Origin of the sequence: Candidatus Poriferisodalis sp., from assembly GCF_965203655.1 — a bacterium.
Taxonomy (GTDB): Bacteria; Actinomycetota; Acidimicrobiia; order Acidimicrobiales; family Poriferisodalaceae; genus Poriferisodalis.
Window position 1 is genome coordinate 50123 of record NZ_CBDBDD010000005.1, and the last position, 22040, is coordinate 72162.

Below are 22040 nucleotides of genomic sequence, written 5' to 3' on the forward strand. Positions count from 1 at the left end.
GCCATGGTACGACCAGCCAGCGAGTTGGGGGTCAAGCCCGGCTCGTTCGGCCGTCGACCTCCCATGGCAGACTGCCTGGGTGCCCCAACAGTTGCACCGATGGGCAGTCGCGGGCGGCATTCTGCGACGTGACTGCGCTGTGCTCATGGTCAACAACCTGCGTCGCAACGGCACCACCGACTGGAGCACACCAGGCGGCGTCGTGGATCCGGGCGAAACGGTGCTCGGGGCGCTCACGCGCGAAGTCGCCGAAGAGACCGGTCTGATGGTGTCGTCCTGGAACGGTCCGCTCTACTCCGTCGAGGCCGACGGCAGCGACGGACCGGGCTGGTTCTTGCGAGTCGAGGTACACGAGGCGGAGGCGTGGACGGGCGAACTGGATGTCGACGATCCCGACGGCATCGTGTTCGACGCCAAGTGGGTACCCAATGGAGAGCTGGAGGCCCTGCTTGCCGGCCAATACGCCTGGATGGCTGAACCGCTGCTGGCGTACCTCAGGGGCGATGCCGGCCGCGGCCATGTGTTCCGCTACACGGTGACTGGCGACCATCGCACTGGCCTGGTGGTGAAGCCTGCGGCACGCTGAGGACCTGTGACCGGCGATCAGTACGACCAGCTCGCCATTGCGGACCCCGACGAGCTGTCAATCCTGCATGTCGACATGGATGCCTTCTATGTCGAAGTCGAGCGCAAGCGCGACCCCTCCCTAGTCGGCCGACCGGTGATCGTGGGCGGGTCGGGACGGCGAGGCGTTGTGGCGTCTGCCAGCTACGAGGCGCGAGCGGCAGGCGTGCATGCCGCAATGCCGACGGCTTGGGCTCGGCGATTGTGCCCGGCTGCGGTAGTGGTCACATCGGACTTCTCCGGCTACGCAGAAGCCTCGGAGGCCATCGCCGAAGTCTTCGAATCGGTCACGCCGCTCGTCGAGCCGATCGCCCTCGACGAGGCGTTCCTGGATGTCTCAGGCGCTCACCGTCTCTTCGGCTCTTCGCCTGAGATCGCGTGGCATCTGCGAGGCGCTGTACGCCAGGCCACCGATCTCGACTGTTCAGTCGGCGTCGCGTCGAACAAGACCTTGGCCAAGCTCGCTTCCGTCGCTGCGAAGCCGACCGTGGGGCCCTCGGGACCAGAACCGGGGCTGGGCGTCCGGGTGGTCGAGCGCGCGGAACAGCTCGCCTTCTTGTGGGCTCATCGGGTGGAGGCACTGTGGGGCGTGGGTCCTGTCACGCTCAGGCGGCTCAATGACATCGGGGTCTTCTCCGTAGGCGACTTGGCTGCGGTGCCGATCGAACGGCTGGTCGCCACCATCGGCACCGCACACGGCACCCAGCTCGCGGCGCTGGCCAGGGGAGTCGACGACCGGCCGGTACACCCGGGCGGCATCCCCCGTTCGGTCAGCCACGAGGAAACCTTCGACACCGATGTTCGCGACCCCGATCGACTGCGAGGCGAGATCGTGCGCCTGGCCGACGCTGTCGCGTCGCGCCTGCGAGCGAACGGCCTTGGGGGCCGGACCGTCATGGTCAAGGTCAAGTATCCGGATTTCTCACTGCGGACGCGGGCGCGCACCCTGGCCGAACCGATCCAGACGCCTCGGTTGCTGGCCAACGTGGCGCATGAGCTCATTGCCAGACTCGACCTGGGTTCCGGGATCCGGCTGCTGGGTGTGGCCGTAACGAACATCAGCGAGACATCCGCACCGTCGGGGCGCAGCCCTGCAGAAGCCAGTGTCGAGGCGGCGACTGTTCCTGAGTGCCAGCTCCAGCTTGAGCTGGACGTCGGACGGCCGCTCGACGGAGCGTCCGGTTCAGCCCGGGATGTCGAGTCCGGTCCGACCGGCGATGCCGAGCTGGACCGCAGGCTGGCCGATGCGCTGGACTCCATCAGGGGTCGTTTTGGCCGTGCCGTCATCAGTCACGGTGCAGCCGGTCTGCGTGACGGTGCGCCAGGCGAGCGCCGCTGGGGACGCTAAGAGGCTGAACCACGCACCATGGCGCGTGGAAGTGATGCCGGGCGCAGTCCTACACTGGCAGCAACATCGGCAATCCAGCATGTGGAGCCTGTGCGTGCCGCTCTCGGAAGACGAACAACGCATCCTGCTCGAGATCGAGAAGGACTTCTACGACAACGATCCCGAATTCGCCCGGGAGGTGTCGGAGACCACCCTGACGAGGCACGCCCTGCGCAATATCAGGTGGGCAGTGCTGGGCGGCGTATTGGGCCTGGTCGGCATCGGCCTCGGTCTGCAGGTGCACTTCGCGTTGTCGTTCGTGGCATTTCTGGTCGTGTTCGCAAGTGCCGTCGTGATCGAGCGGAACGTTCGCAAGATGGGCCGGCTGGGTCTCGAAAAGGTGTCGGATTCGATAGCGAAGCGCACACGGCCTCGCAGCGCCGACTCGTTCGGCGATCGTATGCGACGCCGCTTTCGCAACGATCCCAGCTGAGTCCGGGGTCGAGCTGATCGCGTCGACGCCTACCGGTCGCGCACCAGCACGCCGTTGCGGCTTTCCCGATCCCGGCGACGCGATCGAGGTCCGGATACGAGCACCGTAGGCCGGCACGCGGTGCCGATCCGATCCCAGCGGCTGCGCGCCGCTCGGATGCGAGTCTCAAGGTGCTCAGCGCTCGAGCGTGCCCCTGCCACGGTCTGCGTCGACGGCGGATCTGCGGCGTAACTGGCCTCTTGTGCCGCGACGGCAAGCGTCTGCAGATCACCCGTCTCGATGCGCAGTCGACTGCGCACGCGGTTCGCGAACTCGATGTGTGTCTCGGTGGGGCGGCGATCGATGCCGAGGCTGAACAGCGTCTCGGCCACGTCGTCCCAGGCAGCCGCGACTGCGGCGCGAGCATCGTGGCGGGCGCGCCGGTGGTGCAGCACTCGCCGGAGTCTCACCGCGGCGGGAATCGCGATGAGCCACAGCACGCCGACGGCGACAACGGCGTAGAAAGGCACGACGAGCCATTCGGACCAGACTCCGGTTTCCTCTCCGGAGCCGTCGGCGCCGAGGACGTCCACGAACCCCCCCAAATCGTCCGAGAGACCCTCCAGATCCTCGATGCCCAGTTGACCGATGAACCCTGAGCCCGCTTCGCCCGCTGCCTCCGGATCGCCCGGCACGACTTGTTGCGGGGGCACACCTGTGTAGACGACCGCGCCGGGAGCGCCCCGGCCCGGCGTCGGCTCGAAATACACCCAGCGCCCGCCGATCCAAACCTCCGGCCATGCGTGGTAATGCGAGCCGGTGACGACGTACACACCGTCGACGAGCTCGCCTGGCGTGAAGCCGACGGCAACCCGGGCGGGCAGTCCGATGGAGCGGGCCATCGCGGCGTAGGTCCCTGCGAACTGCTCGCAGTATCCGCGGCGGTCCTCGAACAGGAACTGCTCCATGCGTTCAGTGTCGTGACCGCTCGGAACTCGCAGCGAGTAGACAAAGTTCTCGAGAAAGAAATTCTGCAGCACCAGTGCCTTGGCATATGGGCCAGATGCGTCAGCAGTGATGTCGGCGGCGAGGCCGGCAACCCGAGGGTTGAAGTTGTCAGGCAAGAGCAGGTAGTTCTCGGCGATGTCGGGCGGTACGTCGCCATCGGCGGCCACCAAGCCCGCGAGCGAGGGAATGTCGGTTTCCGAGCTCACGGTGTAGCTGAATCCGGGCTCCAACGTGGTGCTGTGGGTGGTGACGAGTGTGCCGGATTGCGCGTCGTAGAGCGCATCGGGGCCGTCATAGGTGACCGGCTCGAATGCGGCGGGCAGCCAGATGCTGTCGAGCGCGCTGATCGTGAATGTCTGGGTGAACACATCGGGGCTGACAGGACCGCTGAGCACCTGGGCCGTGTTGGCGTAGATCTGCTCAGAACCCCAGAACTCACCGTCGAACTGGCTCAATCCGGACATGCGCCAGTACGCGGGTGCATCGGCTTCCACCCGGAACAACTCGGCGCCTGATGTACCCACGAGGCGCCCTTGCGCATTGACCAGCGGGCTGACCGTCACTCGCGATGCGGGAGCGGTGCCGTCGAGGTCTTTCCACGAAACGATCGCTGGAGCGTCGCTGCCGGGCAGCAGCGGTACCGCCAGCGCTGCGATGACTGCCGCAGCGGTGCCGAATCGGAGAGCTGTCCGCATGGGCACGTTCGCACGCCGGCGGTCCGTCGCCCCGAGGGGCACCCGGTCCGCCGTGTGGTGGATGCCATGTGCGGCAACAAACACGACGGCGAGCAGCACCATCGCTGCAGCGCTGCGGATGCGCCAATCGTCAGTGCCGAGAGCGCCGACGAAGGCGAGCACTCCAAAGCTGGGCAGCAGCGCCTCGGGGGCGATCCTTGCCCGCAGAGCGACGGCATCCGCGCAGAACGCCGCAAGCCACACGACGGCGCCTCCGACCAGCAGGAACCCCGCGGTGGCCGGCGTCGGTGCCTCCACGATGCCGAACGCGCTCCATGCCGATCCGATGTCGGATGCTGCTTGCCGCAAGGTCTCCGCAGTGGGCAGCAGTCCCAACCACAGCGTCCCGGAGTACAGCGCGACACCTTGGACGATGATCAACACCACCATGGACGCGGTGATCGACAGCGCCAGCGGCCAGCGCTGTCGCCTGGTCACCGCCGCGGTGGCGTGACCGCCGGCGGCCAGGACTAGCCACAGCGGTACATACTCCCAGGAGTCGAACAGCCGGCGCGCCATGAGCACCGAGACAAGCGTCAATGCCCACAGGGAGGCCTCGACCTGCCACAAGGTTCGGCGCGTCATGCAGGCACCGCTTCTGCCTGCGCGGCGGCCCACCTGGCTGTCAGGTCGGCAGCGAGCGTGATGTCGACCCAGCGCCGTCCGCCCGCTGGGAGCCTGGTGTCGGGCGCTCGGACGCGGATGACCGTCAGAGCGGAGCTCCGCGACTCGGCTGCGGATATTGACTCCGCGTCCCGCGCCGCTTCGAGGGAGGCTCCGCCGAGCACCACCACGACAGCCCCAGTGGACGCGGAGGCGGCCGCGGCCAGCGTTCCTCGCAGGGTTCCCGTTCCCGACGTGGAGACTTCCGCCAGGTGATCGAACACCTGGGCCAAGCCTTCGCCTGAGGTGACGAATCCGGTGTCGGCCCCGGCCACCGTCAACAGCCTCAGGGGATCGTGACGTGATGCGCAGGCCAGCACGACGCTGGCAGCCGCTGACACAGCGAGCTCGAATCGATCTGGGTCGAGGGTTGCGCTTCGCGTGTCGAGCACCACCGTGACCCGGCTACGACGCGGAACCTCGTCCTCACGAACCATTGGCCGACCGAGTCGTGCTGTGGACGGCCAGTGAATCCGCCGGACATCGTCGCCGACGGTGTAGTCGCGCAGGGCGTAAAAGTCCTCGCCGATTCGCTGCAAGGTGTGCACGTCGGCGGCCACGCCGAGCGGCTCGGGTCCTCGGGCTAAGCGCGGTGGCACCAGCGTCTGGGTAGCCGGGTACACCACGAGCGTTGTGCGGGGCCCGGTGCCGATCGACATTCGGGCCAAGCCCAGCGGGTCAGCTACTGCGATGTCGGCCGGCCCGATGTCAAGACGCCCGCGGCGCTCGGTCGGCAGCAGGTATGTCGCCTGCACTCGTTCTGCCGACAGCAGCGGTCCGATCCGCAGGCGGGCGCCGAGCGTTCCCGTCACCGGGTCGGTCAATTGCAGCACCGGCGCCGGACCTCCGAGGTTGGTGACGGTCAGGGTGACGCGGGCCGTTCCGCCAGCGTGAACGCGTACAGGTTGCGTTGATCGCTCGATCCGCAGGCGGACTCGTCGGGTTCGGGTCCAGACGACGGCGGTGCCGATCAGCAGCAGCCCGGCAACCGCCAGCACCAAGAACTCGCCGATGCCGAAGAATCGGCCGGCTCCGGCGGCGAGGATTGAGCCGATGCCGGCGATCCAGCCCCGTCTCGTCAGCATGCGAGCCGGGCGTTCATGGCAGCGACCTCAGCCGGCGTTGGTCGGGACGGCAACCGCCTCGAAGACCTCCCGCAGCGCAGTTTGGGGTGTCAGGCCTTGGAGCTGTGCGTCGGGGCTCAACCGGATGCGGTGACCGAGCACGGGTTCGGCCACGGCTTTCACGTCATCTGGCACGACGTAGTTCCTGCCGGCTGCGAGCGCGCGGGCTTGTGCTACACGCTGGAGATCCAGCGTGGCGCGCGGGCTGATGCCGAGGGTGATGGTGCCACGCCTTCTGGATGCATCTGCCACAGCCACGATGTACCGGCGCAGGACCGGAGCGACGTGAACCTCGGTGACCGTGCGGGTCATCGATTTGACTTCGTCGGCCGCCGCGACGGGCCCGACATTGATCTCGGTGGTTCCGTCATGCAGGTCGAGGACCTCGACTGCTGAGTCGGCGTCGGGGTACCCGATGCCGATACGCATCAGAAACCGGTCGAGCTGCGATTCGGGCAGCGGGTAGGTGCCCTCGTGCTCAATCGGGTTCTGTGTGGCGATCACCATGAACGGCTGGCTGAGGGGGCGCGTGGTGCGGTCGGTCGTGACCTGTCGTTCCTGCATCGCCTCGAGCAAGGCGGCCTGTGTTTTGGGCGATGCCCGATTGATCTCGTCGACGAGCACGATGTTCGAGAACAGGGCACCGGGCCGGAACTCGAAGACACGCTCGCGTTCGTCCCAGACATTCACACCGATCACGTCGGAGGGCAGGACATCGGGCGTGAACTGGATGCGACCGAACGGCACATCGATCGAGGCCGCGAGCGACTTCGCCAAGCTCGTCTTGCCGACCCCGGGAACGTCTTCGATCAGCAGGTGCCCATCGCACATCAGGCACAGCAGCGCGAGCCCGATCGCATCGGGCTTGCCTCGGATGACACGCTCCACATTCTCGGTAATCCGTTCGAACGTCTGCCGGAATGTCTCGGCGTCGGCTGCCTGCACTTGTTGCGGCATGTGGTTGCGCACTGCGTTCAACTCTCGTGTCTCCGGCGGCTCTGAGGCTACTCATGGCCTTCCGTGAGTCACTGCCGCCCATGACGGTGGGCTTTAGAGTGGCACGGTGCGCCGAGATCGCCGACGCCCGATGTCCCGCATCGCCGGTACGGGTCGTTCGCTGCGTGCGCTCGCGGCGTGTCCACGTCTGTGGCCGACAGCGGTCTCGGCCGCGAGGCGTTTGGTGCCCCGACGGTGGTGGCTGCGACCACCGTTCCTGCCCGTGCCGCACCGTGACTACGTGCGATTCCGGCATGTGACAGCACTCGGCGGCGACGGCAGCCTGCCCGCGGAGCCCGATGATCTGATCCAATGGTTGGAATGGTGCCGACGCTGGCCGCGCGCGACTGCTGCGTGAAGATGACATGACCGTTCGCGGAGCTGTTGCCTACGCGCCTCGGCGGACCGGTGCGGGGACCAACGGGCACGTGCACCTCAACGGACACCGGGGGCACGTCGATGGAACGACGACCCAGGCGCCTTCGATTCTGACCGAACGGACCCTGGTGCTCAATGTCACCTACCAGCCGCTGTCGATCACGACTGTTCGGCGCGCCCTGCTGCTGGTGCTGTCCGGCAAGGCCGATGTCGTGCACACTCGCCCAGGTGCCATACGGTCGTCCCGCATGTCGGTGCCGGCGCCCTCAGTCGTCCGGCTGACCTATCACGCCCGGGCGCCATACAGGCGCCGGGCGCCGTTGCACCGGCGAGCGGTGTTTGCGCGCGATGCTCATCGCTGCCAGTACTGCGGGAACCGGGCCGAGTGCATCGACCACGTTCACCCACGCAGCCGTGGCGGAGAGCACACGTGGGAGAACGTGGTCGCCTGCTGCCGGGCGTGCAACGTGGGCAAGGGCGACTCGCTGCTGTCGGAAGGGCGTTACCGCCTGCATCGCACGCCGTACGCCCCTGAGCCGCTGGCGATCGTTGCCGCCATGCGTCCCGACGCTCCCATGGAGTGGACCGACTACTTGCCCCGACTGCGCCCTCAGCCCGCCTGACACCGGGCCCCGGTCTGCATCGCCGCCCAGTAGCGGCAGGTCCGGTCTGCCATGGTGGACAGGTGGCGCTGTGGGTGCGTGAACAATGGCGGGGCGCAGCCGGGCTTCTGCATGACCGTCCGATGCCGCTTGATGGCCGTCGACGGATCTCGTGGCTTCGACCGACTGCGACGGCAGTGGTCCTCGGATCGACCGGTCCTGATCCCTTCGAGGGAACTCGTTCTGACGTGGTGCGACGGCGCAGCGGCGGGGGAGCCGTGTGGCTTGATCCCGACCTGTGCACTTGGATCGACGTCTTTGTCCCGACGGGCGATCCGCTCTGGCGGGCAGATATCGGTGAGGCATTCGACTGGCTCGGCAGCTGCCTGAGCGCCGCGTTCGCATCCCTCGGCGTGAGAGCGAGCACGTGCCGCGGCCCGTATGACGGAGGTCCCGGTGACGGCTTGGTGTGCTTCGCATCACGCGGACCAGGTGAAGTCACCGTTGCAGGCCGCAAGCTCGTCGGAATCTCGCAACGCCGTACGCGCGTGGGCAGCAGATTCCAGTGCCTGACCTACGAGCGGTTCAGTCTCGGGCCGCTGGTGTCGCTGCTGGACGATCGCACAGCGGACCAGGTTCGGAACCGCGCGACTGGCTGGGGGGAGCTGTGCGGGGGCCTGAGTTCGTCGGATCTGACTGAGCTGGTCACGGAGTTCATTACGGCACCTGGGAGCTGACCCTCCCGACCGCACAGCCCCCACGGTGGCGGTTGTGTGCCCTGCCGTGGCTGGAACTCGAGAGTTCGGGCACATGGGGGTGGACATTGTGGGTGATTAACCCATAAAGTGGTACGAAGTGGTTCAGAGCGGGACGATTGCCCACTGAGCCTGTTCAATCGCTGCGGAGGGACCTGCGGTGGAGAGTCTGTTTGTCGGCCAGCACGAGCATGCGCTCGATGCCAAGGGCCGCATCGTGCTCCCTGCGAGCTTCCGCAGCGCTTTCGAGCCATCCGGCTTCCTCACCAAACACAGCGAGGGCTGCCTGGCGCTCATGACGCCGGAGCGGTTCGGCGACATCGCGGGCCAGATGTCGCAGCGGTCGCAGTCGGGCGGGCCGCCCGGGCGTGCAGCCAAGCGCGCATTCGGAGCGGGCGCCGCCCGGGTGATGCCCGACAAGCAGGGCCGCATAGCGGTTCCCGAGGAGCTGCGCCGGTTCGCGGGCCTTCAACGGGAGTGTGTGGTGATCGGCGCCATCGACGAGGTGGAGATCTGGGATGCCGGCCGCTGGCAGGACATGAACGCCCAAGGCGAATCGCTGCTGGCGGCACCCGAGAGCGGCGACGAAGCGCCGGAGCAGGCATGACCGTGACTGCCGGTGCGAGGTCGTTCCACGAGCCCGTCATGGTCGACGAGATCGCCGAGGTGTTCGCGCCCGTCGGCGGGGGATGGTTCGTGGACGCGACCCTGGGGGGCGGTGGCCATGCGGAGATGCTGCTGCGCCAGCATCCCGAGCGGCGCCTGCTCGGCATCGACCGCGACCCGGAGGCAATTGCCGCCGCACAGGAACGCCTGGCACCCTTCGGCGACCGTGTCACGTTTCGCTGCGAGCGCTTCGACCTCCTCGGCGAGCTGGTGGACACGGCCGGCGCGGGCCCGATTGCCGGCGTGCTGTTCGACTTCGGCGTCAGCAGCCGTCAGCTTGACTCCGGCGAGCGCGGTTTCTCGCATCGCCACGACGCTCCGCTGGACATGCGCATGGATGCCCGCTCGGGGCCCGACGCGGGCTTCGTGGTGAACACCTACGAGCTTGCCGAGCTGCGCGATCTGCTGAAGCGCCATGCCGGCGAGCGCTACGCCCACCGCATCGCCGTCGCCATCGTGGCGGCCCGGCCGCTGCACACCACCCGCGAGCTGGCCGACACTGTCAAGGCCGCTGTGCCGGCCGCTGCTCGCCGTGCCCGGCGCCATCCGGCGATGCGCACGTTCGCGGCGATCCGCATCGAAGTGAACGACGAACTGAACCTCATCGAACCAGCAATGCGAGCGGCGCTCGCGCGCCTGCGGCCACGCGGGCGCCTGGCAACGCTCGCCTATCACTCAGGAGAAGACAGCATTGTGAAGATCATTCTGCGAGAAGCTGCTGACGGCGTGTGCGAGTGCCCATCGACGCTGCCGTGCATCTGCGGAGCTGCGCCTGCGGTACGCCTGCTGCGCCGCAAGGTGACGCGACCCGGCGCCGCCGAGGTCGAGCAAAACCCGCGCGCCGCCAGCGCCGTGATGCGCGCGGCGGAGCGCCTCGAGCCGGCCCTTCGCTGATCCGGCCCCCTCGAGAAGGCCGAGCATCGTCCCATGGCCCTCGCAACTGCCCACTTCCCCGCCGCGGAAGCGGTGCCCCGAGGGGTGCAGTCGCCAGCGCGCCGCGCTGCGGGGCTACGCCTGGTGGGCATCACCGCTCTGCTGGCGGCGGCTGCCATCGCGGTGCTGGCCGGGCTGGCGGTGTTCCATTCGGTGCTCGCAGCGGGGCAGTACCGGCTGTCGGAGCTCGAATCGGAGATCGCGACGCAGCGGGAGCAGCTGATCGACCTTCGCTACGAGCTGCAGATCCTGCACGGTCCCGCGGAGATCGAATTGATGGGCGTAGGAGCGCTCGGGCTGGTGAACGCGACAGACCCGATCGATGTGCGGATCGAGCCGCGTCATATCGCCGCCGTCGACCCGCCGCAGCGAAGCGTCCATGAAGGCGGAGACTGGCTCTCGATTAAGACGCTGCTGACCGACGCGTCCACAGCGCATGACCGACGTTCTTGAGCACGCCGAGCAGCGCAGGAAGCTGAGCCCAACGGCCACGCCGTGGCACCCCTCGAGGGGTGCTCCGCCGGGGCTGCGTCGGCCGGCAGCGCACTCGGCCTCGGCGACGGGCGCGCCGGCGACCTGGCGGTCAGATCCGGCGGCCACGCGCCGCTGGCACCCCGCAGCGGGAGCGAACGGGTCACGTGGCGAGTCCAAGCGAGAAGGCACGGCAGAGCAGACCGAGCGGAGTCCTCGCCGGCGCACGGCTCGCGCTGGGCCGCCGCGCCGGCGGGCGGCGCTGCTGATCATCGCGTCGGCCGTGGCACTGGCCACCCTCGGCGCTCGCCTGGTGCAGGTACAGGTACTCGACCGCGAGACCTACGCCGCCCTGGGCGACCGTCAGGGCACGGCACAGTGGGAGCTCGAATCGGTGCGCGGGGCGATCCTCGACCGAAACCTGAACCTGCTCGCTGTGTCGGACAACCTGCCCACGATCTGGGCCGACCCCCGTCAGGTCACCGACCCGTACCAGACGGCTGCCATATTGGCGTCGGTGCTGGATGTTGACTCCGACGTCATCGCCGAACGGCTCGCGAGCGACCGGCATTTTGTGTACGTGGCGCGCCAAGTGAGCCCCGAAGACGGACTGGCGGTGCAGGAGCTTCAGCTTGCCGGTGTAGGCGTACGCGGGGAGTCGTCGCGGCTGCGGCCCAACGGCGACGACTTCGCCCGCGGCCTGCTCGGCGCCACCGACATCGACCAGAACCCGCTGGGCGGCGCCGAGAAGCAGTTCGCCGAGGTGCTCGGCGGCACCGACGGCCGTGAGGTGGCCCGGATCGCCCAGAGCGGCATGCCGCTGCCGACGGGGACTGAGCTGTTCGAGCCTGTCAGCCATGGCGACGATGTGGTGCTGACGCTGCACACTCAAATGCAGTGGGTTGCCGAGCGATCTGTGAGCGAGGCGGTTGGGGCCACCAGCGCCAAGGGCGGCATGGTGGTGGTGATGCAGTCCGACACCGGCGACGTGCTGGCGTTGGCGGCGGTCGCGCGCGACCCCGAAACCGGGGAGGTCAGGCCGGTGGCCTACAACCCCGCGTACACCGACGCCTTCGAACCGGGATCGGTGGCGAAGAGTTTCACCATCGCCACGGCACTGGAAGCCGGGCTCACCACGCCGTCCGAGATGCACTCCACGCCAGCCAGGTACACCTTCGCCGACAAGGAGTTCATCGAGCCCTATTCCAAGCCCAGCGACCAGATGACTACCTCGGAGATCCTCGTTCATTCCTCGAACATCGGCACGATCAAGCTCGCCGAGCGGATCGGTGCCTCCGAGCTGCAGCGCTCGCTGCGATCGTTCGGCTTCGGCCGCCTGACCGGCGCCGACGAAGCCCCCGCACTGCCCGGTGAGAGCCGCGGCATTCTGCGTGCTGCGAACCAATGGCGTGGCACGGACCTCGCCACGATCGCGTTCGGCCAAGGCATCGCCATGACCGCGATCCAGCTCACCGCTGCCTATAACGCAATCGCCAATGACGGCGTGTACGTCGCGCCTCGCCTCGTTCTGGGCAGCGTGGGCAGCAATGGCGCACTGCGGCCTGCCGACCCGGTTCCGACACACCGGGTGCTGTCTGAGCAGACCGCTCACCAGATGCAGGCAATCCTGGCCGACGTCGTTCGCTCGGGCACCGGCAAGCGAGCCGCCATCGACGGCTACCAGGTGGCGGGCAAGACCGGCACTGCGCAGAAACCCAGTCCTGACGGCGGCTATTCCGCCGACGCCTACACCAGCTCCTTCGCCGGCTTCCTCCCCGCCGACCGTCCCGAGCTCACCGTGGTGGTCGTGCTCGACGAGCCCGACGAGTACCGGGCCGCCATCGTGGCCGCGCCGGTATTCGCGGAAGTCGCCGAATACGCACTGCGGATGCTCCAAGTGTCGCCAGATGTCTGAGCAGCGCAGCAGCACGCCGGCGAAGCCGATATCGCTGGAGAAATTGGCTGCGGCGGTCGGCGGTACTTGCGTAGTGCCTTCGGGCCAGCAAGGCGACCAAGCGGCGGGCCGCTCGACGCCCGTGCGCGGCATCGCCCACGACAGCCGCTCGGTGACACCCGGGGCACTGTTCGGCTGCGTCGTCGGGCAGCGCCACGACGGCCACCGTTTCGCCGCCGAGGCGCTGAGCGGCGGTGCTGCAGCGCTGCTGGTGTCGCAGATCCTCGATGTCGATGTGCCCCAGATCGTGGTGCCCGACGTTCGAGCGGCACTGGGGCCGGCGTCGGCTGCGGTGTGGAGCCATCCGTGGCGCCGCTGCCGGGTGGTGGGGGTCACCGGCACTGCGGGCAAGACCACGGTGACGCACGCAATCGCTGCCATCGCACGTGCATGCGGTACCACTTGTGAGGTCATGGGCACGCTCGACGGCACGCACACCACGCCCGAGGCACCCGACCTGTGCCGGCGTCTCAGCCACGCTGCCGATGCCGGCGTCGAGATAGTGCTGCTGGAGGTGTCGTCCCACGCGCTCGCCCAAGGCAGGGTCGACGGCGCCAGATTTGCGGCTGGTGTGTTCACCAACCTGGGCCACGAGCATCTCGACTACCACGGGACCATGGAGGACTATTTCAACGCTAAAGCGCGTCTCTTCGATGGCCGCAGCGACATCGCGGTGCTGAACGTTGCCGATGCGTGGGGTCGCCGACTGGCATCGATGGCGGCCGGCACAACGGCCGATGTAGCCGAATGGCAGCCCTCCGACTTCGACGATGTCGTCGTGACCCCAGACGGGCTGAGCGGCCGATGGCGCGGCCGGCCAGTGCACTGCGACCTGCTGGGCCGATTCAATGCCGCGAACGTGGCGGCAGCAGCAGCAACGGCCAGCGCTCTCGGATACGACGATGACGCGATTGCCGGAGCGATAGCGGCGGTGCCACCGGTGCGAGGACGTCTGTGGCCGGTCAGCGGCCCCGAGGACGACATCAGGGTCTTGGTCGACTACGCCCACAAACCAGACGCGCTCGGCGCCGCGCTGGCCAGCGCACGTGAGCTCGGCGCCGCAGACGGCCGTCTTTGGGCGGTGTTCGGCGCGGGCGGCGACCGGGATCAGTCGAAGCGGGCGCTCATGGGCGCTGCGGCAGACCGCCACGCCGATGTGCTCGTGCTCACCTCCGATAACCCTCGCAGCGAGGATCCCGCCCAGATAGCGGCCGACATCGCCGCAGGCGTGGCCGGCCGGCACGATGCCGGCGACAGCTTGCACGTCGAGTTGGACAGGTCGAGCGCTATCTCATACGCCGTCGGGAACGCTCAGGCCGGTGACGTAGTCGTAGTGGCCGGCAAGGGCCATGAGACGGCGCAGGTGAGCGCAGGGCATTCGGTGCCGTTCGATGACGCCGTCGTCGCTGCGGGGCACCTGCGCAGGCGCAGGAGTGCACAGCGATGATCGCGCTCCTCATCGCTGCCAGTTCAGCGATGTTCGTGTCGCTCATGGGGACTCGCTACCTCATTCCCTGGCTGCAAGCGCGCGGTGTCGGCCAGCCCATCCGCCTCGACGGTCCCCGAGGTCACATCACCAAGGCGGGCACGCCGACGATGGGTGGCGTTGCGGTGGTCACCGCGGCCGTCGTGGGGTACGTCGTCAGTCACCTGCGCGCCGAAACCGTCATCACACGGTCGGGCGTCGCTCTGCTCGCAGCCGTATGTGGTGCAGGCCTCGTCGGCTTGGCCGACGACTGGATCAAGGTAAGTCGCGAGCGCAACCTCGGCCTCAACAAGCGAGCCAAGCTGATCGGGCTGATTGCGGTGGGCATCGGTTTCGCTGCCGCGTCGGTGTGGTGGGTGAACCTCGATACCGCAATCGGGTTCACCCGGCTCGGGGGCAACTCGCTGCGTATTCCCGCCGTCGTATGGATGCTGTGGGCGGTCATCATCGTGCTCGGCACGTCCAACGCGGTGAACCTGACAGACGGCCTCGACGGCCTTGCCGCCGGCGCAGCCTCAGTCGCATTCGCGGCATTCGTCGTGGTCGGCTACTGGGCCTTCCGTCACCCCATCTCCTACGACGTCAAGCACCCGTTGGATCTCGCCATCGTCGCCGCTGCCATGGCCGGCGCTTGTGCGGGGTTTCTGTGGTGGAACGCACCGCCGGCGCGGATCTTCATGGGCGACACCGGCTCGCTGGCGATCGGCACCGCGATGGCCGGGCTCGCGATGCTGCTGCATGTCGATCTCCTGCTCCCCGTCATCGGCGGCCTGTATGTCATTGAGACTGCGTCGGTAATCATCCAGGTCGGCTCGTTCCGGCTCTTCGGTCGCCGTCTGTTCCGGATGGCCCCGGTCCACCATCACTTCGAACTGGGCGGGTGGCCGGAGACCACTGTGCTCATCCGACTCTGGGTGGTGAACAGCCTGCTCGTCGCGCTGGCGTTGGGTATGTACTACGCGGATTTTCTGAGTTTGAACCTCGTCGAGATCCCGGCAGGTTCGCTATGAGCGCTTTAGCCGCGCATGAGGGGACATCCGGTGACGTGACGCCCACCGACGGGCCGGTCGTCGTCGTGGGCATGGGCGTCACAGGGTGCGCAGTGGCTGCCGCGCTCGCAGCGCGCGGTCACGAGGTAATCGCGGCCGACGACCGACCCGGCGATGCGGTGCGCAGACTCGCCGGAGCCGATGCTGAATTCGGCGAGATTCACGACTCCACCGACGCGGGCCTGCTCCGCAACCTGCTCTCGGACGCAGCGGCTGTCGTGCCAGCACCGGGAGTGCCGCCGCGGCACCTCAGCTACACGTTGGCAACGGCGGCTGGCGTCCCGGTAGTGAGCGAGCTGGACCTCGCAGCGCAGTGGGATAGTCGACCCCTCGCAGCGATTACGGGCACCAACGGCAAAACGACCGTGACGACGCTCACGGAGCGCATGCTGAACCGCAGCGGCATCACTGCCATTGGCGCAGGCAACACCGACATCGCCCTAGTGGACGCGCTCGACAGGGACGTCTCCACGTTTGTCGTGGAGTCATCGTCGTTCAGGCTGCACCGGGCGCGCAGATTTGCTCCTGCAGTTGCCGCGTGGCTGAATCTGGCACCCGATCATCTCGACTGGCATGCCGACCTGCGTGACTACGCCGCTTCCAAAGCCCGGATCTGGGCGGCGCAGGGTCCCGACGATGTCGCGGTGGTTCCGTTTGGCGACACCGATATCGAGCCGTGGACATCCGGGATCCGTTCACGGCGTGTGACTTTTGCGACGCCTCAGCAGCTCAACGCGCCTTGCGATGTGCACTATGTGCGCGGCATCTTGGTTGCACATGGCGACAGGATCGCGGCGGTGGCGGACTTGCCCCGGCGGCGTCCCCATGATTTGTCGAATGCTGCCGCTGCAACAGCGGTCGCGCTGGAGATGGGTGCATCCGCCGAAGCGGTGGCAACAGAGTTGCGTTCGTTCGACGGCCTGCCTCACCGGCTCGCGTTCGCCGGGAGCGTCGGCGACGTGAGCTTCTACAACGACAGCAAGGCGACGGCGCCGCACGCGACGGTGGCAGCACTGCGGGGCTTCTCCGATGCTGTGCTGATCGCGGGCGGCCGCAACAAAGGCCTCGATCTCGGGGACCTTGCCGCCGTTGCTGGACATGTTCATGGTGTCGTGGCGATCGGCGAAACCGCCGGCGAGGTGGTCGACTGCTTCAGCCAGCCTGCATGTGGCCGGATCGAACTCGCGAGTGCCGATTCGATGCGCGAAGCCGTGGAGGCCGCCCACCGGATGGCGCAGCCCGGCCGCGATGTCGTGCTGTCGCCCGGGTGCGCTTCGTTCGACTGGTACTCCAGCTACGCCGAGCGGGGCGAGCACTTCGCGACCGCCGTGGCCGATCTTGCCGAACGCGTGCGCTCACGTTTTGCGATTGCGGACAGACGATGAGCAAGCTGGAGACTCCGCGCACGCCGCCGGGACGGGCTCAATCAGGCCCCTCGGTGCGTTACGCCGCACTCCTGTCGGCAGTGTTTCTGCTGCTGCTCACCGGCGTCGTGCTGGTGCTGTCCGCCACCTCGGCGACGGGGGTCGATACGTCCGAGCATCCGCTGCGGTACTTCACCCGTCATCTGTGGTCAGTCGGCGTCGCCGTCGGCGTGCTCTTGATCACTCTGGGCATCGACTACCGCCATTGGCGCCGGTTCGCGCCGGGATTGGCGGCGGCCAGTGTCATCCTGTTGATCGCCGTGCTGGCCATCGGAACTCGCTCGGGCGGGGCACGTCGATGGCTCGAACTGGGACCGTTCGGCCTTCAGCCCTCAGAGATCGCCAAACTCGCTCTGGTCGTCGCGCTGGCCTCGTTCCTCGACGCACGCAAAGACCAGATCCACCGACCGGACCGGATCCTGCGTCCAACGATGCTGATGCTGACGGTCGTCTGCTCGCTCGTACTGCTGCAGCCCGACCTCGGCACCACGCTGATCCTCGCCGGCATAGGAGCAGGCATGCTCTTCGTCGCAGGCCTGCCAGGCCGCGATCTCACCAAGATCGTGCTGATGGTCGGCGTTGCGGCTCCCTTGCTGGCGTATGCGGCTCCGTACCGGCGCGAGCGCTTGACCGGCTTCTTGGATCCGATCGCGGAGCGCGCGGACAGCGGTTACCAGACGTTCCAGAGCCTGGTGGGCTTGGCGCAGGGCGGGGTGCGCGGCACCGGGCTCGGCGCTGGCCAAGCCAAGTGGGGATGGGTGCCGAATGCACCGACCGACTTTATCTTCGTGATCGTGGGGGAGGAGATGGGGCTGATCGGTGCACTGGGACTCCTGACGCTGCTTGGCGTCGTCGGCATCGGTGGCTTCCGGACCTCCCAGAAGGCACCGGACTTGTTCGGCTCATTGCTGGCGTCAGGGATTGCGATCTGGTTTGTGCTGCAGACGCTGGTCAACGTCGGCGGTGTGGTTGGATTGCTACCGGTGACCGGAGTGCCCCTGCCGTTCCTGTCCTTTGGCGGCTCCTCGCTTGTCGTGACATCCGCCGCCGCTGGACTGCTCCTGAACGTGACACGGCGGTCCGGCTGAGTCGTGGCGGCGCGAGCCCGAATGCCCGGTGCGGCGAGCGTCCTCATCGCCGGTGGGGGGACCGCCGGCCATCTCATTCCGGGCTTGGCTGTAGCGGACGCGCTCACCGAGGACGGCTGGCCGGCAGAGGAGATCCACTTCGTCGGCAGCAAGCGTGGCATGGACGCGCAGTTGGTTCCCGCTGCAGGCTTCGGCCTGACCACCCTCAGCGGACGGGGTCTCACGGCGAGAAGGGTCAACCTCACCAATGCAGCAGCAGCGGTGAGTCTGGCGTGGGCGGCGCTGCGGGGTATCGCGCTGGTACGCAAACGACGTCCCGCAGCGGTGCTGTCGCTCGGCGGCTACGCCGCTCTGCCGGCGACAGTGGGCGCGGTGTTCTGGCGAGTGCCGCTGGTGATCGCTGAACAGAATGCCGTCGCCTCAGCCACCAACCGTCTGGTCGGCCGATTCGCGCGCGCTGCTGCCGTGCCGGCGCATGGCACCGGACTGCAGCGAGAGGTGGTGACCGGCAATCCGGTGCGGCCGGAGGTCACCCAGGCGGCGCGCGAAGCGAGCGACGCGCGCGAACGCCTTGGCTGGCCGGCTGAGGCGACGTCGGTTGCGGTCTTCGGCGGTTCGCTTGGCTCGCGGCGCATCAACAACGCCCTGTGGTCGGCCCTTCCGTCGCTGCAGGAGCGCGACGGAGTGTTCGTGTACCACGTCGTCGGCCGCAGGGATTGGGAGGACCGCCCGCTAGCGCCCGCTCGGAGAGACAGCGCCGCGAAGGTGCGCGACTGGTACTGCGCGGTTCCATTCGACGAGCACCTTCCGATGGCGCTGGCGGCAGCGGACCTGGTGATCTGCCGCGCCGGTGCTTCGACGGTGGCAGAGCTGTCGGTGCTCGGCACCCCGGCGGTACTCGTGCCGCTGCCTATCGCCACTGACGATCACCAGCGGCTCAATGCCGAAGCGCTGGTATCGGCTGGTCAGGCACGCGTGGTACCCGATGCCGATCTCGACGCAGAGCGACTGCTCGCTGAGATCGACGCGATGTCTATGCAGGCAGACCGGACAGTCCCGTCGACCGGGAGCGGCGCGACCTTCGGTCGCGCTGACTCAGCCCAACGGGTTGCCCGTCTCGTCATCCAGCACAGCGCCGCCGTTCCCGAAGGGGTTGCGCGGCCCACCGAGCGTGCAACATGACGGATCCCGCGACCGACCTCGGCGAATCCCGCAGGATCCATCTCGTCGGCGCCGGGGGCTCGGGTATGAACGCCATCGGCTTGGTGCTCGCAGAGATGGGGCACATCCTGAGTGGCAGCGACCTGCGGCCAGGGCCGGGAATGACCCGCCTCGCCGCCCAGGGCGCACGCACCGCGATCGGCCATGACCCAGCCAACGTCGGCGATGCAGAGATCGTGGCGCATTCAAGTGCGGTGCCGCCCAGCAATCCCGAGCTGGTCGAAGCCCGAGACCAGGGAATACCGGTGCTGAGCCGGGCAGATCTGCTCAGCCTGATCTGCCGGCGCAAGCGAACGCTGGCGGTCGGGGGAACCCACGGCAAGACGACCACCTCGTCGATGCTGTCGCTGTGCCTCGTCGCCGCCGGGGAGCATCCCTCGTTCCTGGTCGGCGGCGAGCTGAACGAGATCGGCTCGGGAGCCGTCTGGGACAGCGCGGGAGAGTGGTTCGTCGTCGAAGCCGACGAATCCGACGGGACATTTCTGGAATTGGGTGCCGACGCAGTGCTGGTCACCAATGTCGAGCCCGATCATCTCGAGCACTACGGCGACTTCGATGCCCTCGTCGGAGCTTTCGAGCAGTTCTGCACGGCCACCACCGGACCGCGAGTGCTGTGTGCCGACGATCGCGAGTCGGCCGCTTTGGCTGGCCGTATCGGCGGCTGCGTGACCTATGGCATCTCGCCGCATGCGGACTATCGAATAGTCGGTGCACACACGGAACGTGCCGGCGCAGGATTCGAGTTGATCCGGGGGAGCACCTCGATCGGCACATGCGAGCTGCCCCTGCCAGGCCTGCACAATGTGGCGAACGCCGCCGGAGCGCTCGCCGTGGCACTCGAACTCGGTGCCGCAGCCCAGCCCATGATCGAAGCGCTGGGACGCTTCGCCGGGGTTGCACGCAGGTTCGAACGCCGCGGCGAGCGTGACGGCATCTCGTTCATCGACGACTATGCGCACCTGCCGACCGAGGTGGCGGCCGCAATCGCCGCGGCCCGTGGCGGAGGATGGCAACGCATCGTGGCGGTATTCCAGCCGCATCGCTACTCGCGCCTCGCTTCGCTGTGGCAAGACTTCGAGGACTCGTTTGCCGGCGCCGATCAGCTGGTGCTGACCGACATCTACCCGGCAGGCGAAGTGCCCCGTCCTGGGGTCTCCACGGAACTCGTGCTCGGAGCGGTGCTCGATGCACATCCATACGCCTCAGTGGCCTACCTGCCGGGCCGAGCAGAGCTGCGGTCGTACTTGCGCGGGCACCTGCGATCGGGCGATGTCTGCCTGACGCTGGGAGCGGGCGATCTCACGACGCTGGCGGACGAACTCCTGCATGTCTCCTGATCGATGGTCCGATCCTGAGGCAGTCTCAACGGCTGCGTCCGTGCTGGGACCTCGAGCGCGGATCGACGCGCCGCTCGGCGCCCTGACGACCTCCCGGGTGGGTGGCCCCGCCGCAGTGGCGTTCGAAGCGAACAGCCCGGCTGATCTGCAACGCGTTCGCACGGCTAGGAAGGCATCGGGCCTGGGCGTCATGGTGATCGGACGCGGCTCCAACCTGCTGGTCGCGGATCGCGGGTTCGAGGGCATTGCGCTGTTTCTCGGCGAGGCACACGGCGAGATCGAGATCGATCAAACCGATGCCACCGTCACTGCAGGTGCCTCAGTGGCGCTGCCTGTGCTGGCACGCCAGTGCGCGAGCGCCGGCATCGGCGGGCTCGAGTGGGCTGTCGGCGTGCCGGGCTCCGTGGGCGGCGCCGTGCGCATGAATGCAGGAGGTCACGGCAGCGACATGGCGTCATGCTTGCTGGATGCTGGCATAGTGGATCTCAACGGCTGGGACGCGCCTCCCCGTATCGTCAGCCATCAGGTTGATTCGTTGGCCTTGGACTACCGCCGCAGCGGTCTGACCGACAGCGACGTGGTGCTGCGCGCCCGGCTGCAAGGACAGCCCACCTCCCCCCGCGTCGCGATGGACCGGATCGCGGAGATTGTCCGCTGGCGCCGCGAGAATCAACCAGGAGGGCAGAACGCCGGCTCGGTATTCATGAACCCGCCCTCCGAGTCTGCGGGCGCGCAGATTGACCAGGCGGGACTGCGTGGATTGCGCATAGGCAGCGCCGAGGTATCCCGTGTGCACGCGAACTTCATCGTGTCCGACCCGGGAGGCACCGCAGCCGATGTGGTCGCGCTGATGGAGGAAATCCGTCGCCGCGTCACGGAGCACTCCGGGGTCGTGCTGCAGCCCGAGGTCCGCATGGTGGGCTTCGAGGACTCGCCGACTCCGGCTTGAGCCGTGTCGGTGGAGGCCGTGTCGAGGGAGTCTGGCGATACACGAGCGCAGTCGAGCGGTCACGTGCATCAGTGGGTGATCTCGGCGGTATCGGTCGTACTGCTGTTGCTGAGCGGTGTAATTGCTATCGTCGCCGGCGCGTTCGATGTGGAGCGGGTCGACTTCGGCGGTCTGCACCGGGTGAGCTACGACGAGGCCTACCGCGCCGCAGGCATCAGGCCTGGTGACTTCATGGGAACGCTCGACGCCGACGGCGCTCGGGAAGCTCTCTCCGAGCTGCCCTGGGTCCGTACTGCTGAGATAGGGCGGCACTGGCCGAGGACCGTGGAAATCGACATCGTCGAACGCGTCCCTGCGGCCCTTGCACTCATTGCCCCCGACAGCTGGGTGCTTGTCGACTCTGAGGGACGTGTGCTCACCACAGCGCTGGCATCCCCGCCGTCACTGCCACGCTTGTCCGGCATCTCTGCCGCGCCCGCGCCAGGCCGCTACCTGGCCCCAGAAGCTGGTGCATTGCTGGATGTGCTCGATACGGCCGACGGACAGCCGGGCTTCGCGGTTGCCGCAGTGTGGCGTGACAGGAGAGGCGACGTGCGAGCACGCATCAGCCGGCAGCCAGACGGCGCCGTGTTTGAAGCGGCACTCGGTGACGACTCGGCGATCGGGGCGAAGACGGCGGCAATTGCGGCGGTGGTCAGCGACCTCGCACCTTCGGGCGCAATTCTCGACGTGTCTGTTCCGCATCTGCCGGTCGTTCGCGCAGAAGATCGATAACCCTC

The 22040-nt window shown here is 67.7% G+C and carries 20 protein-coding genes; 17 read left to right on the plus strand and 3 right to left on the minus strand.

Annotation, left to right across the window (positions count from 1 at the left end):
- The first annotated feature begins 79 nt into the window (after positions 1-79).
- From ACOGW9_RS04565 to ACOGW9_RS04575, 3 genes are all read left to right on the plus strand, one after another.
- Positions 80-586, plus strand: a complete 507-nt coding sequence (locus ACOGW9_RS04565; RefSeq protein WP_419908806.1) for an NUDIX hydrolase — start codon at positions 80-82, stop codon at positions 584-586.
- A gap of 6 nt (positions 587-592) precedes the next feature.
- Positions 593-1972, plus strand: coding sequence for a DNA polymerase IV (dinB, locus tag ACOGW9_RS04570; RefSeq protein WP_419908808.1), 1380 nt, complete (start codon positions 593-595; stop codon positions 1970-1972).
- Between the two features lie 94 nt (positions 1973-2066).
- The gene (locus tag ACOGW9_RS04575; RefSeq protein ID WP_419908810.1) at positions 2067-2444 is read left to right on the plus strand and encodes a DUF3040 domain-containing protein; all 378 of its coding nucleotides are present in this window, start codon (positions 2067-2069) and stop codon (positions 2442-2444) included.
- Between the two features lie 29 nt (positions 2445-2473).
- On the opposite strand, the gene ACOGW9_RS04580 is transcribed toward ACOGW9_RS04575, so the two are convergent.
- From ACOGW9_RS04580 to ACOGW9_RS04590, 3 genes are read right to left on the minus strand one after another with little or no spacing between them, the layout of a single operon-like run.
- The gene (locus ACOGW9_RS04580) at positions 2474-4750 is read right to left on the minus strand and encodes a transglutaminase TgpA family protein (RefSeq protein ID WP_419908812.1); all 2277 of its coding nucleotides are present in this window, start codon (positions 4748-4750) and stop codon (positions 2474-2476) included.
- Positions 4747-5913 carry a DUF58 domain-containing protein gene (locus tag ACOGW9_RS04585; RefSeq protein ID WP_419908814.1) on the minus strand — a complete coding sequence of 389 codons (1167 nt, stop codon included), beginning with the start codon at positions 5911-5913 and terminating at the stop codon, positions 4747-4749. Before ACOGW9_RS04585 ends, ACOGW9_RS04580 begins: the two co-directional genes overlap by 4 nt.
- 27 nt (positions 5914-5940) lie before the next feature.
- Positions 5941-6921: an AAA family ATPase gene (locus ACOGW9_RS04590; RefSeq protein WP_419909313.1), complete on the minus strand. Its 981-nt coding sequence runs from the start codon at positions 6919-6921 to the stop codon at positions 5941-5943.
- Positions 6922-7313: 392 nt separating this feature from the next.
- On the opposite strand from ACOGW9_RS04590, the gene ACOGW9_RS04595 reads away from it, so the two are divergent.
- The 14 genes from ACOGW9_RS04595 (at position 7314) to ACOGW9_RS04660 (ending at position 22035) form a co-directional block, all read left to right on the plus strand.
- Complete coding sequence (locus tag ACOGW9_RS04595; RefSeq protein ID WP_419908816.1) at positions 7314-7949, plus strand: HNH endonuclease; 636 nt, start codon at positions 7314-7316, stop codon at positions 7947-7949.
- A gap of 176 nt (positions 7950-8125) precedes the next feature.
- The gene (locus ACOGW9_RS04600; protein ID WP_419908818.1) at positions 8126-8665 is read left to right on the plus strand and encodes a lipoyl protein ligase domain-containing protein; all 540 of its coding nucleotides are present in this window, start codon (positions 8126-8128) and stop codon (positions 8663-8665) included.
- Positions 8666-8843: 178 nt separating this feature from the next.
- A complete protein-coding gene (locus ACOGW9_RS04605; RefSeq protein ID WP_419908820.1) occupies positions 8844-9290 on the plus strand; it encodes a division/cell wall cluster transcriptional repressor MraZ in 447 nt (148 codons plus the stop codon).
- Positions 9287-10243, plus strand: a complete 957-nt coding sequence (gene rsmH / locus ACOGW9_RS04610; RefSeq protein ID WP_419908822.1) for a 16S rRNA (cytosine(1402)-N(4))-methyltransferase RsmH — start codon at positions 9287-9289, stop codon at positions 10241-10243. Before ACOGW9_RS04605 ends, rsmH begins: the two co-directional genes overlap by 4 nt.
- A gap of 33 nt (positions 10244-10276) precedes the next feature.
- On the plus strand, positions 10277-10735 hold the full coding sequence (locus tag ACOGW9_RS04615) for a hypothetical protein (RefSeq protein WP_419908824.1): 459 nt from the start codon (positions 10277-10279) through the stop codon (positions 10733-10735).
- Positions 10719-12668, plus strand: a complete 1950-nt coding sequence (locus tag ACOGW9_RS04620) for a peptidoglycan D,D-transpeptidase FtsI family protein (RefSeq protein WP_419908826.1) — start codon at positions 10719-10721, stop codon at positions 12666-12668. The genes ACOGW9_RS04615 and ACOGW9_RS04620 overlap by 17 nt, the downstream gene beginning before the upstream one ends.
- Positions 12661-14154, plus strand: a complete 1494-nt coding sequence (locus ACOGW9_RS04625) for a UDP-N-acetylmuramoyl-L-alanyl-D-glutamate--2,6-diaminopimelate ligase (protein WP_419908828.1) — start codon at positions 12661-12663, stop codon at positions 14152-14154. The genes ACOGW9_RS04620 and ACOGW9_RS04625 overlap by 8 nt, the downstream gene beginning before the upstream one ends.
- On the plus strand, positions 14151-15203 hold the full coding sequence (gene mraY, locus ACOGW9_RS04630) for a phospho-N-acetylmuramoyl-pentapeptide-transferase (protein WP_419908830.1): 1053 nt from the start codon (positions 14151-14153) through the stop codon (positions 15201-15203). The genes ACOGW9_RS04625 and mraY overlap by 4 nt, the downstream gene beginning before the upstream one ends.
- Positions 15200-16627, plus strand: coding sequence for a UDP-N-acetylmuramoyl-L-alanine--D-glutamate ligase (gene murD, locus ACOGW9_RS04635; RefSeq protein ID WP_419908832.1), 1428 nt, complete (start codon positions 15200-15202; stop codon positions 16625-16627). The genes mraY and murD overlap by 4 nt, the downstream gene beginning before the upstream one ends.
- Positions 16624-17754, plus strand: a complete 1131-nt coding sequence (ftsW, locus tag ACOGW9_RS04640) for a putative lipid II flippase FtsW (RefSeq protein WP_419908834.1) — start codon at positions 16624-16626, stop codon at positions 17752-17754. Before murD ends, ftsW begins: the two co-directional genes overlap by 4 nt.
- A 21-nt stretch (positions 17755-17775) precedes the next feature.
- Entirely contained in the window at positions 17776-18936 is a 1161-nt protein-coding gene (locus tag ACOGW9_RS04645; RefSeq protein WP_419908836.1) for a UDP-N-acetylglucosamine--N-acetylmuramyl-(pentapeptide) pyrophosphoryl-undecaprenol N-acetylglucosamine transferase, read from the plus strand.
- Positions 18933-20312, plus strand: a complete 1380-nt coding sequence (gene murC / locus ACOGW9_RS04650) for a UDP-N-acetylmuramate--L-alanine ligase (protein ID WP_419908838.1) — start codon at positions 18933-18935, stop codon at positions 20310-20312. Before ACOGW9_RS04645 ends, murC begins: the two co-directional genes overlap by 4 nt.
- A complete protein-coding gene (murB, locus tag ACOGW9_RS04655) occupies positions 20302-21261 on the plus strand; it encodes a UDP-N-acetylmuramate dehydrogenase (RefSeq protein ID WP_419908840.1) in 960 nt (319 codons plus the stop codon). The genes murC and murB overlap by 11 nt, the downstream gene beginning before the upstream one ends.
- A gap of 18 nt (positions 21262-21279) precedes the next feature.
- On the plus strand, positions 21280-22035 hold the full coding sequence (locus tag ACOGW9_RS04660) for a cell division protein FtsQ/DivIB (RefSeq protein WP_419908842.1): 756 nt from the start codon (positions 21280-21282) through the stop codon (positions 22033-22035).
- Positions 22036-22040 lie beyond the last annotated feature (5 nt).

Excerpts from the sequence above, each read along its gene's own strand:
- ACOGW9_RS04580 (WP_419908812.1), bottom strand. The coding sequence starts at position 4,750 with ATGACGCGCCGAACCTTGTGGCAGGTCGAGGCCTCCCTGTGGGCATTG.
- ACOGW9_RS04615 (WP_419908824.1), top strand. The coding sequence starts at position 10,277 with ATGGCCCTCGCAACTGCCCACTTCCCCGCCGCGGAAGCGGTGCCCCGA.
- ACOGW9_RS04585 (WP_419908814.1), bottom strand. The coding sequence starts at position 5,913 with ATGCTGACGAGACGGGGCTGGATCGCCGGCATCGGCTCAATCCTCGCC.
- rsmH (WP_419908822.1), top strand. The coding sequence starts at position 9,287 with ATGACCGTGACTGCCGGTGCGAGGTCGTTCCACGAGCCCGTCATGGTC.
- ftsW (WP_419908834.1), top strand. The coding sequence starts at position 16,624 with ATGAGCAAGCTGGAGACTCCGCGCACGCCGCCGGGACGGGCTCAATCA.
- murC (WP_419908838.1), top strand. The coding sequence starts at position 18,933 with ATGACGGATCCCGCGACCGACCTCGGCGAATCCCGCAGGATCCATCTC.
- ACOGW9_RS04620 (WP_419908826.1), top strand. The coding sequence starts at position 10,719 with ATGACCGACGTTCTTGAGCACGCCGAGCAGCGCAGGAAGCTGAGCCCA.
- murD (WP_419908832.1), top strand. The coding sequence starts at position 15,200 with ATGAGCGCTTTAGCCGCGCATGAGGGGACATCCGGTGACGTGACGCCC.
- mraY (WP_419908830.1), top strand. The coding sequence starts at position 14,151 with ATGATCGCGCTCCTCATCGCTGCCAGTTCAGCGATGTTCGTGTCGCTC.
- ACOGW9_RS04595 (WP_419908816.1), top strand. The coding sequence starts at position 7,314 with ATGACCGTTCGCGGAGCTGTTGCCTACGCGCCTCGGCGGACCGGTGCG.
- murB (WP_419908840.1), top strand. The coding sequence starts at position 20,302 with ATGTCTCCTGATCGATGGTCCGATCCTGAGGCAGTCTCAACGGCTGCG.
- ACOGW9_RS04645 (WP_419908836.1), top strand. The coding sequence starts at position 17,776 with ATGCCCGGTGCGGCGAGCGTCCTCATCGCCGGTGGGGGGACCGCCGGC.
- ACOGW9_RS04625 (WP_419908828.1), top strand. The coding sequence starts at position 12,661 with ATGTCTGAGCAGCGCAGCAGCACGCCGGCGAAGCCGATATCGCTGGAG.